Here is a 12,294-nt window from a genome sequence, read left to right on the forward strand (position 1 = left end):
TAAGTAACTCCCCAGTCTTTTTTGATGACTGGGGGGGTTACCTGAAAGGGTGTAATCACCGCAAGAAGGTTGCCTTGAAGGACTTAAATCGCTTCAAGCGCGCTATCGAATTTTTGCTTATGCGCGTTTAGCAACGACTGGCTCGATTGAGCGTGGATGCCGCAGGTGTACTCGATGAACGAATGTTCGGCTGTTTCAGACTGGGCGATATTGTAGTTCTGAAAGGGCAGCATGGCCCTGCGCACCGGTGACTGATCCAGGATGTTCTGGACTGGGACGATGGCAATCACGGCCGCTCTCTTCCCTCTCCCCGCTTCATGGCGGTGGGGTGATGGCATATCGTCTAATCGGCCTTTATAAATACTGAATGTGTATGTACGATCGCCGCCACTGCATTTGCCGGCGAGTATGTACAGCGCACCTATTTAGCTTGTCAAAAGGCAGGTGCAAAGCTCTCCCTGATTTGTTCGGCTGATTTGTTCGGCCCGGCCGGCCTATGACGCTGCTGCGACGCGTTATGCTGACGTCATCCGTTTGGCTGGTTCCTCACATTTGTTTCGCTGTGTGTTGTGTATCAATCCCCTCGGTTTAAAAAAAGCTCAACTGGATCAATACTGCGCAGGAAGCAATAGATGCCAAACGGCAACGCAATCATTATTGGCGTTAATCTCAGGGAAGCCAACCTGAAGCGAAAGCTTCGCGAGCACCTGCATTCTTTGGGCTTCACTAAGACCGCTGAAGGGGCTTTGCGCGCGCCGGGAAATAGCAAGGATGCGATTCGCACGTTGCACAGCGCTCAGCGAGAGGAGCGCCTTATCGCCAGCGAGAACTTCGTTACGAGGGCTGGTGGAAAACTGATGCAATACTTTGCGTCAGGAATGGATGTAAAACCCGAAAAAATCTCTCCAGTATTGGAAAGGGTTTCGTCCGGTACTTGGCAAAGCGACCTTTTCAGGCTCGCTTCGATGTCATGGTCCGTTCCAGTATCCAGCGGTTTCGGTCGGCGCTTGCGCTATCTCGTTTGGGATCAAAGCAATGGGAAGCTAATGGGGATCATTGCAGTCGGCGATCCGGTTTTCAACCTTGGCGTAAGAGACAAATTCATAGGCTGGAACTCGGAAGATCGCGGCGCCAGGCTTGTTAATCTCATGGATGCTTACGTACTCGGCGCAATCCCGCCTTACAACGCTTTGCTTGGTGGAAAGTTGATCGCCTGCCTACTCCGCAGCCGCGATATCTACAATGATTTCGCCAAAACCTACGGCGCCTCGACTGGCATTATCTCGCAAAAACAAAAGAAGGCTCGCTTGCTTTCCATCATCACGACATCATCGATGGGGCGATCCTCGGTCTATAACCGGCTCAAGCTAAACGGGACTGAGTATCTCAAGTCGATTGGCTATACGGGCGGCTGGGGACATTTTCACATTCCCGACTGGCTGTTCATGGAATTGCGGGATTACCTGCGCCATATCGACCATACCTATGCAGATCAGCATGCCTATGGTCAGGGCCCCAATTGGCGGCTACGGACCACTCGGGCCGCCCTGCTAGCGCTGGGGTTTAAAGATGATTTGATGCGCCACGGAATCCAGCGCGAAGTTTTTATATGTCAAATTGCCTCCAACGCGACTAAAATTTTGCAGACTGGGAAAGGCAAGCCGGAGATCAGTTCGCTTTTATCGGTGAGGGAAATTGCCGATATGGCGTTGGATCGCTGGGTGATACCGCGAGCAAACAGCACTCCGGATTTTAAGTATTGGAGACCCAACGATCTCATTGAGTTGTTTGGCAGCCAAGCTGAAGTCCTTAGAGCCCAAGTAGAGCGAACCGAAGCGCTGGGTAAACGTACGGGGACCAGTACCTAGGCACGTAGGGAGATGTGCATTGGACTACGCGTTTAACAAACTGACGAACAAGGTTGAATCTGCAGATCAGGCCACAGGCCTAGACCTGTACGCGTGCCCATGCTGCAAGGCGATGATGAGTCATTGTGCTGGGGCTATCCGAAAGAAATACTTCGCCCACTTGCCTGGGTGGGGAACGCCTGAATGTGAAAATTTTTCACCGAGTCAGCAGACGCAAAACACCCAAAGAGGTGTTTTCTCTACGCTGACGAAGCGGCGACTGGATCTGCGGCTAATCATTCCCAAAGAGCTAGGCCGTACCGGATGGTATTTTGAACTTGTGTTGCCGTCGTGCCGTGCGTGCGACGCCACTGTCACGGTGGATGTGGGGGGGCGCCTTCAACCGGTCAACATGCGTGGCATGACGGACGGCTTTCGGATCATGGCCGAGCTGTCGACGGAAAATTACCGAATAGTAACCTTTGATGGCAACCCTGATCCTCTTTTTGAAGAGGGAGTGGAGAGGGAGTGCCTAGGATTTCCATCTTTTGGTGCTGCTGCCTTTACTGCCTCGGGACGCGGAGAGGCTCGCGGGTTTCCTAGAGCCCAGATGCTCAGAGGCTCAGAGACCTATGCGTTGCTGTGGAAGGAGCCTGAGGCACCCGATTTTCCGAATGAGCTTGTTCTCGACTGGCTTGTTGGCAGACAAGGCTGGCACCACGCGCTCGTTACGATCCCTGATAGGCCCTCAACAGAATGCTCACAGTGGCTTCAATCCTTTACCGGATTGATTGTCCTCCCGCCCGAGCCTTACATCATCCCCATTTGGCCGTTTCTCACGCGAAACTCCAGCATCCACACCATCGAATACGCTGAATCATCGGTGGTTTTGCTTTCAGCTCACATGATGCCGATGGGGCTGCAAGACCAGGGGCCGACCATGCAAGCGTTTGGTGGAATTGATCGCCTTTCAGCTACAGGAGTCGATCGATCGCCTGCGTTCTTTGCTTTGACACCGGAGAGAATTGAGCACTTCCGTGTTGGGAAGAATGAGTATCAAGATCTTCAAAGGATCTTCACCCACGCCCCTTCGTTAGGACGTAACCAAAGGATTCCTGCCGTTGAGGCGATATTTAAGGGGGAGGATGGGGCATGCTTGGTAATCCCGATTCATCAGAAGAGATGCAAGACTCTACTTGCGGCCGCCCGAGCTCAAGAACTGTCCCTTGAGTACCTCGCAATGCCTCCTGGTACTGAAGGACAGCTTATTACCGAAAATCGCTCTGAACGCTGCGAAGTTAATCTCTCAGCCGGCGTAGCCCCAGCTCCCCATAATCAGCATCAGCGCCTTCTTCCACTTGAGGTGCAAGCATCGGTCATCAGTTATCTGACTGACCCAGAGTGCCATATCGACCTGGACTTCGGCGGATTCGGACGATTACGCCTGTACGGCGAACAATCCTCATCTATTGCTGAAAAGACGTTGTTGACTCTAGGCCCTAGCTTAAGGGCTAGGGTTCACAGTTTTATGTGTCAGTTGCAAGTAAGCACGCCGATGCTCAGACCGGCAGATGATCATTCGCTGGTTCGTGCTTTCGCTGTGGTGAGGCCGCAACCGGAACTTATCCCGCATCACCGTACGTTAGCGACGAAAATCCTAGCTTGCGGTTTTGAACTTAACATTTAGGAGTAGGTGTCTCGCCATGAGTTACCAATATGGCCAGGAGGCGAGGGATCGTATCTCAGCGCTCGGGCAGGCAGCGGTTGCTAACTTCATCGATGAAGTTCCTCTAGCGTTCCGAAAACCGTTTTACGAGCGTCAGCCAGCCATGCCGGGTTTTAGGCGAGGTACGCCGCCCGAGTTTAAAAAGAAGCAGGAGCGTCTGGTTGGCCATCTTGTTCACCCACAGTTAGGTCCGAAAGGGGATAACGATTGGAAGCTATTTGCCGCCTTATGGTTGGCATGGGCGAAAAACCAGTTGGGTGTTGATTTTCCCGTGAATGATGACCCCTTTCTTACTCCAGATTCGGGGTTAGCCTTCCTGAGGAGTCTGGCGGATCAGTTTCCTGATAGTCCGAGAGAGGCAGTCGAGCGCCTGTTCTGCTTCAGCGGATTTGCGGATCACGCAGACGCGCTAGTTGCGTTGGGTAATTTCCACCCGGCATCGACCCTCGCCCGTGATCGCATGATCAATGAGCTACCCGGACGCCTGGATAAGATTGAGGACTACATTGAAATCGCAGAGCCGGCGGCAGAAGAGACGGCGAAGCGGATTGACCAATTTGAGTCCGACTTGGGATCTCTTACCAAAAGGATGGAACTGGTTGCTTCTGCCGTAAGTGATGCTGACAGTGATGTGAGTAGTTTGCGGACCTCGCTCGACGAAGTGGCTGCGAGCGCTGAGACGCTCGAAAAACTGGTCCAAACTCTGGAGGCTGCTGGGAAGCAGGCTTCCGAATCAACCTCTGACTTCAACAGTCGTGCTGAATCTCTAGAACAAAACCTAGAGGCACTTTCGGTCAAGGCAGAAAAGTGGCATGAATTCTTCGCTGAGATTTCGGAACTAAAAGAGGAAATTGATCAGATCCGTCTGCATGAAGACGGTTGGACCAAGACTGTTAATGCGATTGATTTGTTGGCGGAGCGCTTGGACGCGCTTGAAGTCAACTTTTCGAAAGCAGGCGACGGCCTCTCAAAAAAATATCAGGCCCTGATTTTTGAAACGGAGCCACAGGAGCCGCTCGTTGAAATCAACTCAATTGAGACCGCCTGTGAAACAATTGCTTGGAACCTTCAGGCGTGCGGGATTTTAAATGGTGTCGCAACCAATACTGCTCGTCAGATTCTGGCAGCGCTCGCCACCGGACAGTTGATCCAATTTTCGGGCTCGATTGCCGACTTAGTGGCGGATTCTGTCGCGGCCGCTGTGGGTGGCCCAAAGTTTCATGAATGGCGAGTGCCTGTCGGCCTCATTTCAGATGAGATTGCTTCCGACTGCCTTGAAGTCGCTGAAGATTCGTCGGGTTGTTTGCTCATCAAGGGCGCCAACCGTTCAGCATTTGAAATTTACGGAACCGCGATTCGTGACGTCGTCGTGCGTCGTCAGTATTCCATCTTGCTCTATCCCCGTCTCGCTCTGATCGCCTCTTGGACACAAGGGCCTGCTGCATTTTCTGATGGTGGCACTCTTGCCGAACTAGGTCCTGTTTTTGACACCGACACTTTCCGTATGCGGGGAGGAGTTGCCAGTTTGCCAGGGCTGAAGTTTGGTCATCTCATGTGCGATTCTTGGGACCAACTCCCAGGCTTTGACGAGGGGTTTCCACCAGCACCTGTTATGGAGTTGAAAGACGGTCTTCGGGAGGCAGGCTTTTCTCCCGGCAATCTTTGGCTAAGAAGTGTAGAGCGCGCCTTTGTACGACTGAGAACATTGCCAGGCGCAAGTGCAGAGGAAGATCTACATTCTCTGCTGAGGTTTTGGGCGCTGCCTTGGGCAAAGGCAACCGCGGGGCCAGCCGACCACGTAGCTCGATTAGCCGAACAAGTGTTCGCAGGTCTGCGAAGTGAAGTTGCGCTTATTGAGGGCATTTAGATGAAGTGGCAGGCGATGTCCCGAGATGAAGTCCTAAAAGTTCTCGCGGTAAACATCGGATGCAAAGTCTCTGGCGAAGGGCTTCGAATTGCCGTGATATCAGAATGTTTGCGAGCTGCATCATATCTGTGCTCCGCCCCGGTTGAAGGATATGGGGCCTGGCAGGCTGCGGCGTCTCTTAGCTTAACCAGCATGGTCCGGCGGCGCTTGAGCTCAATTTGGGCAGAATTGGCCGAGGAAGGTGATACTCCACACGGATTGATGACTGTCTTAAATAGTCTAGGCAACGTGGGAGATCTGACAAAGGTTGAGGGCAGCAGATGGCTCACATCGCCAGCTCGAGGTGTCAGAGCCGCAGATAACACGGCAGTTGTAATTGGAGGTGGCCCATCTCAGACATTTCCTCGTTCAGTTCAGTTGATATCCAGCGGCAGGGTGCGCCTTGTAGATGCGAGATCCTGTGAGGGTTGGATTGATATTTGTGATGCTCACGAATGGATTGGCGCTCCTATGGAGGGACTGGAAGCATGGTCTGATCGGGTGCTCGCAGCGGCAAGGGGCCGATTAGCTGATGCTCCGGGTGAATTGAACGAAATTTCAATCTATTCGACCGGCAGGTGGGCACAACTCGTGACCATGCCGAGCGCAGAGGGGATCTTTCTCTCCAAGTGCCAGACTGGACCAATGCACGCTTATTTTATTGGCAATTTTTTTCGCGGTCGTCTTCGGGAAATGGCGTCTTTGGATTCCCAAGAGGCCAGGCGTCTTAGTTTTCAACTAGACATACAAGCTGGATGCCCTATGAAGGTGGAGGCCAGGACTTCGCATGGGTTCACAAAGCTTCAATTGTGGCGGCGACTACCGCGAGAAGAGGAGAAAACGCTTTTGCTAGGTTGGCAAATACCAAGCCCAGAAGGTGCGCACCCAGGCGTCACCTCCCACGTTTTACCTACAGAAGTGCTACCCATTGTGCGCAGCGCGCTCGACGGGCTTGGCGTAGTTTTGCATCAGCGCTGAAGCGCGAAGGAGGGATCTGATGAGCATCACGTCGATGATGGCTGAAGCAACTGGCGTCCACGAGACAACAAAAAGCTTGGCCGACAGCTTGAGACAATACATTGAGGCCCAATACCACATCAGGGACGAGGGACTTGTCAGAGAACGCAATGCGCTTTTGCAGGCAGATGGGACGGTGGCTCAAACACCTTATGTGGAGGCGACGGCAGTTTATAAAGTTGGCGCGCCATACAACAGTTTGCCTATTCCAAAAATCGCAGCCGATGTACTGACACAGCTATCGGTGATGGGCTTGGGACTTTACCCCCTACCATACGAGCACCAATCTCAGGCACTCGTCTCGTTCCTTGGGCGGGACGCAGAAGATCTTGTGATAGCGACAGGTACAGGCTCGGGAAAGACCGAGAGCTTTCTTATGCCGGTCATCGGAAAACTAGCAATAGAAGGTGAGGAACGGCCAGAGTCCGCTGCAATGCCTGGCTGCAGGGCGTTGCTGTTGTACCCGATGAACGCCTTGGTTAATGATCAGTTGGCCCGTATTCGCCGTATGCTTGGAAATCGAGATGCGTCCGCAATCATCTCCAAAGGGCGGAATGCACCGGTACGTTTCGGTAGCTACACGGGACGCACCCCGTATCCAGGGCCCCGGTCGGCCGGTCGTGATGAGCGCCTTATTAAGCCTCTCTTTGAAGAGTTCTATAAGAAGGTAGGGAAAGTTCCGGCAGTTAAAAGCGAGCTTGATCGGATCGGTCGGTGGCCGAGTAAGGATCTCGATGCGTTTTACGGAGAGGACACTGTCAAGATCAAAACAAACGCCGCAGGGAAGCAAACGGCTTCAAATAATTGGAAGGGAAGGCTAAAAACTCAACCAGATGACCGCGAGCTCATGACTCGCGATGAAATTCAGACGCGCTGCCCTGAATTGCTGGTTACGAACTACTCGATGCTCGAATACATGCTCATGCGGCCGATTGAGCGAGACATATTCGACCAAACGAAAGATTGGTTGAAAAAAGACTCCCGAAACGAATTTATACTCGTCCTTGATGAAGCCCACATGTATCGAGGCGCCGGAGGGGCGGAGGTCGCCCTTCTAATCCGTCGTCTGTGCGCCCGATTGGAAATTCCTCGCGAGCGGATGCGCTGCATCCTAACGAGTGCAAGTCTTGGTCGTGACGAGACTGCAGCCGAGGACGGAGAACGTTTTGCACGCGATTTGACGGGGCTGCCTGAAGGATCTCCGCGACGGATTAAAGTTATTCAGGGCACCCCTGAGCCACGGTCTACCGAATACACCGTTACTCAAAAACAAATCGACGCTTTGGCCGACTTTGACTTGAATGCGTTCCAACGAGCCGCTGATGATCTCGCCGCGTCGGCAAACGCCGCAGCAGTTCTCGCCCGAAGACTTGACTGGAGTGCCCCACAGGCAAATGACAAGACTTCATTTCGCGATTGGCTATTCAAGAGTCTTACTGACTTCGGGCCGTTGGAGAAGCTCATCACACTCGTGTCGGGCAAGGCTGTCCGCTTGGGCACGCTGAGCGAGACGCTTTTTCCTGATTGCACTCTAGACAAGGCAGAAAAGGCGACTGATGCGCTACTCACACTAGGTAGCTACGCGCAACGACGATCAGACAACCGAGTACTACTGCCCACTCGTCTTCACCTCTTCCACCGAGGATTACCGGGGTTACACGCCTGCGTCGACCCAAACTGCACCAATCGTTTGGCAGACCATCAAGGCCCGACTATCTTGGGGCGGTTGCATACCAAGCCTTTGACTCTGTGCGGCTGTGAGTCTAACAGCCGTATTTTTGAACTACTGACTCACCGCGATTGTGGAGCCGCGTTCATTCGAGGCTACGTAAGTGAGGAAATGGATTTCGTGTGGCATCAGCCAAGCGGACCTTTGTCAGAAGGTGGAACCGTTCCGCTGATGCCGATTGACATTTTTGTAGAGGAAAATGCCCATCCTCGCAGTCGACACAGAGATATGTGGTTGCATATGTCCACGGGCATCCTCACTGGTGTGAGTCCTGGTGAAAATATGGGTTACCGAAAAGTACGCATACCTGACAAACCACCGACCGGCGGCGATCTAACCTTTGATAACTGTCCGGTTTGTATTCGTAGAGTCAGGAGCGCCAAAGGCGACCCTTCGAAAATCATGGACCATGTCACAAAAGGTGAAGCACCGTTCACCACATTGGTCCGGACTCAAATGGCGCGGCAACCAGCCAGTCGCACTACGGATGCGCGACATCCCAACGGTGGTCGAAAGGTTCTCATATTCTCTGATGGTCGGCAGAAAGCGGCTAGGCTTGCTCGGGATATCCCACGTGATATCGAGCTTGATGTTTTTCGTCAGGCTATAGCGCTAGCGTGTCAACGGCTGCGCGAAAACCAGCAAGATCCTCGACCTACGTCAATGCTCTACCTCGCCTTCCTTCAAATTCTAACTGAGCAAGATCTCCCAATATTTGATGGACTCGATGCGAAAAGAATTGAGGAGGTACGTGCGGTTTATGAACGTGATTATGGGACCGATTATTTGCAAGAAGCGCTGGGAGATGGGAATCCTCCGAGCGACTTTCCTGCTCGGTATCGTATCGCCCTGCTGAAGCTGCTCTGCAGTAACTACTACTCCCTTTCAGGAACCACCGTTGGTTTCGTTGAGCCATCTCAAAGGAAATATAAAGCGCTGAAAGAAGAGCTCAAAACGGCCGGCATCGTCATCGGTGACGAGGACGTCCGTGCCCTTGCGGTTGGATGGATTGATTCGCTCCTTCAAGACTTCGCATTTGATTCGTCGATAGATCCGATACTCCGTTACAAGGCGGCCGGCTACCCTAAATCAGGCTGGGGCAGCAAGGGGCAGTTTGACAAAGAGTTGAGGGTGGCGTTAACCAGTCATCTCGGATGGGCCAGCGCTACCTTTGAGTCAGTTGAAGCGATTTTTCGCGGTCAACTGGCTGAACATGTGGATGGTGGTTGGTTCCTTTCCCCAAACTCATTGAGGCTTGTGGTTGATCTCGCACATGTATGGACCCAATGTTCCGATTGCACCTCTCTGATGCCTTTTGCACTAGCCGGCAATATCTGTCTAGCGTGTGGCAGTCAGGGCTCTACACCTATTGACCCTTCCAACAGTGAATACGTCAAAGCACGTAAAGGATTTTGGCGTCTCCCAGTGCAAGAGGCTCTAGAGCCAGATGCTCGACTTTCCAACTTGAACGTCGAGGAGCACACGGCGCAGCTTTCCAACCGTGATCGCAGTAAGGTCCACGCCACAACAGAACTGTACGAGTTGAGATTCCAAGACGTTCTGGTGGGTGAGAAGGACAGACCGATCGATGTGCTGAGTTGCACCACAACTATGGAGGTCGGGGTCGACATTGGATCTCTAGTTGCGGTTGCATTGCGGAATGTTCCGCCGCAGCGCGAGAACTATCAGCAGCGTGCTGGCCGAGCAGGACGGCGGGGATCTTCCGTATCTACGGTGGTGACATATTCCCAGAACGGACCGCATGACAGCCACTACTTCTTAAATCCGGCTCACATCGTAGCCGGCCCGCCGCGAACTCCTGAGGTAAAAGTAGACAACGAAAAAATCGCCCGCAGGCACGTGCATGCTTACCTCATTCAGACGTTCTTCCATGAAGTCATGGCGCAATGCAAAGTTCCCACTGAGAAAACGTCAATGCTCCTAAAGGCATTAGGCTTGACGCAGGATTTCTTTTTCGGTGCAGAGGATACTGGACTTAATCTCGGAAGCTTCAAAGCTTGGGTATTACGTCGTGTCATTGCTGAAGACGCCGATTTGAAGAAGTCGGTGGTTGCTTGGCTACCACCAAAACTCGACACACGTGGTATTCCGCTGGATGAATGGCTTGTAGACACCGCTGAAAGGCTTTTGCTGACGTTACAGGAGCTTTCCGCACATGCACCAAGACCAGAAACTCTAGATGAGACCGCTGAGGATGATGAGGAAGGGGCCACTGGTTTGAGCGAAGGTTCAGAACCTAGGCTGGAGCAAAAGGAACTGCTGGAGTTTCTCTTTTTTCATGGGTTGTTGCCGAGCTACGCGTTTCCCACAAGCCTTTGCAGTTTTTTAGTTGAAAAACCAGAGCGAGTGAATAACAAGTGGGAGATACGTACCCTTCAGCGGCCGCAGCAATCTATCTCCAAAGCCCTGAGTGAATATGCCCCTGGCCGCCTTATCGTGATTGACCGAAAAACTTATCGATGCGGAGGGGTATTTGCAGATATGCCCGCAGCAGTGGTAGATCGTGCTCGACCACTTTTTGCAAAAGCCAAGCTCAAGCTGCACGTCCACTGCAAAGTTTGTTCCTTTGTCAGAGACCCTAATAAGACAGGGGGTAATGGTGGGGTTTGTCCAGTTTGCAATGGGGAGCTTGTAGCTGAGTCGATGATTCTGCCAGAAGTTTTTGGTCCAGAGAAAGCGAAGGAACTGCCCGAAATTGATCGGGATCAAGAGATCACATATGCGACCATGGCCCAGTTTCCGCAGCCAGTGGATCCGGAGGTATTTAGTTTCATCAAGTGTGGTCCCTTCGCAAGCTACACGCATGCGATCGACCAAACATTGGTGACAGTCAACCGAGGGAAGGAGGGCTCTGAGTTGGGCGGATTTTCTGTCTGCATGGATTGTGGTCATGCCTCGGTTTATGACCGGGACGAGGTACTTGGCATACATGATCGTCCCTATTTCCAACAAGGCCCAAAAGGTACGCCAGAGCGCTGTAGCGGGACGTTTGATCGCGTGTTGTTGGGGCATGACTTTGACACTGACCTTCTCTTGCTCAGGCTGAAAATTGCAGATCCGCTAGTCACCAATACAGTAGATTCAGTTGTTTTACGGATCCTCGAAGATGCGCTACATACGATCGCTGAAGCACTTCGTCTTGCCGCGAGTCGCCACCGACAGTTGGACTTGGACCCGGCAGAGTTTGGGTCTGGATTTCGTATTGAACCTGCACTCCAAGATAATGCTCGGATGCTCGACGTGTTCTTGTACGACACTCTTTCGGGAGGAGCAGGTTACGCAGAGGTTGTCGCGAGGCACATGCCTGAAATTCTTGAAGCCACGCTAGGTCTTCTGGAGAGTTGTACCTGTGAAACATCATGTACAGAGTGCCTGAACCATTTCCACAACCAGCATCTTCAGAACCGACTCGACAGGCACTTAGGGGCAATGCTGCTACGTTATGCTGTTCGAGGCGAAATACCGGGCTGCTCATCACCGGAAGCGCAAGTCGCGACGTTGGCACAACTTCGCGCAAGCCTTGAACTGAGTGGTTATCAGTGTTCAGCAGTTGAAAGCCATGAAACCCCACTGTTGGTGGCCCGCAATGGCCGCCAGGTAGCGATTGGTTGCTATCCTGGGCTGATTGGCACCCCGGAGTTTGTACATCCCGTCGCGAAAGCCAAGGGTGTATACAGCTATCGTGGACTGAATGAGTATCTGCTTCGGTCTAACCTGCCTGACGCTCAACTTATAGTTCAAGCTTTATTTCAATAGTGCTTGGGAGCAAAAAGACCGAGACGGTTATTTTCGGTAGGTCACATTCCACCTGTGACTTACCGTTTTGCTTGATTCACTTATGCTCAGGGCGCGCAAATGGTGATTACTCATCACAGAGGCTGCAAAATTAACTGATCAAGCACGCGACGTTCACGATCGTTGTTATCAACAACGAGCGCGGATGAGACTGTCGTGTTGAAGTACCGTGCCCTGTATCCGTCCGGCCAAGTCATCTACCCAGCCCCGCAAAGCCAAGACATGGTGTGCACTTAAATTTAAGTGGGCACCA

At 52.5% G+C, this 12,294-nt stretch carries 6 protein-coding genes; 5 read left to right on the top strand and 1 reads right to left on the bottom strand.

Features of this window, described 5'->3' with window-relative positions; genetic code table 11:
- Positions 1 to 83: 83 nt before the first annotated feature.
- Complete coding sequence (locus tag AC1RAC_RS19915; RefSeq protein WP_492616918.1) at positions 84 to 290, bottom strand: hypothetical protein; 207 nt, start codon at positions 288 to 290, stop codon at positions 84 to 86.
- A gap of 342 nt (positions 291 to 632) precedes the next feature.
- On the opposite strand from AC1RAC_RS19915, the gene AC1RAC_RS19920 reads away from it, so the two are divergent.
- Genes AC1RAC_RS19920 through AC1RAC_RS19940 form a run of 5 tightly spaced genes read left to right on the top strand, consistent with a single transcriptional unit; the run spans position 633 to position 12,002 of the window.
- Positions 633 to 1,868 carry a Druantia anti-phage system protein DruA gene (locus AC1RAC_RS19920; protein ID WP_492616919.1) on the top strand — a complete coding sequence of 412 codons (1,236 nt, stop codon included), beginning with the start codon at positions 633 to 635 and terminating at the stop codon, positions 1,866 to 1,868.
- A gap of 19 nt (positions 1,869 to 1,887) precedes the next feature.
- On the top strand, positions 1,888 to 3,534 hold the full coding sequence (locus tag AC1RAC_RS19925; protein ID WP_492616920.1) for a hypothetical protein: 1,647 nt from the start codon (positions 1,888 to 1,890) through the stop codon (positions 3,532 to 3,534).
- 16 nt (positions 3,535 to 3,550) lie between these two features.
- Positions 3,551 to 5,440, top strand: a complete 1,890-nt coding sequence (locus tag AC1RAC_RS19930; RefSeq protein WP_492616921.1) for a hypothetical protein — start codon at positions 3,551 to 3,553, stop codon at positions 5,438 to 5,440.
- Between the two features lie 15 nt (positions 5,441 to 5,455).
- Entirely contained in the window at positions 5,456 to 6,457 is a 1,002-nt protein-coding gene (locus AC1RAC_RS19935) for a hypothetical protein (protein WP_492616923.1), read from the top strand.
- A 19-nt stretch (positions 6,458 to 6,476) separates the two neighbouring features.
- Positions 6,477 to 12,002 carry a DEAD/DEAH box helicase gene (locus AC1RAC_RS19940; RefSeq protein WP_492616922.1) on the top strand — a complete coding sequence of 1,842 codons (5,526 nt, stop codon included), beginning with the start codon at positions 6,477 to 6,479 and terminating at the stop codon, positions 12,000 to 12,002.
- Positions 12,003 to 12,294 lie beyond the last annotated feature (292 nt).

The organism is Pseudomonas sp. GW823-FHT02F05, from assembly GCF_058797315.1.

Excerpts from the sequence above, each read along its gene's own strand:
- AC1RAC_RS19920 (WP_492616919.1), top strand. The coding sequence starts at position 633 with ATGCCAAACGGCAACGCAATCATTATTGGCGTTAATCTCAGGGAAGCC.
- AC1RAC_RS19930 (WP_492616921.1), top strand. The coding sequence starts at position 3,551 with ATGAGTTACCAATATGGCCAGGAGGCGAGGGATCGTATCTCAGCGCTC.
- AC1RAC_RS19935 (WP_492616923.1), top strand. The coding sequence starts at position 5,456 with ATGTCCCGAGATGAAGTCCTAAAAGTTCTCGCGGTAAACATCGGATGC.
- AC1RAC_RS19940 (WP_492616922.1), top strand. The coding sequence starts at position 6,477 with ATGAGCATCACGTCGATGATGGCTGAAGCAACTGGCGTCCACGAGACA.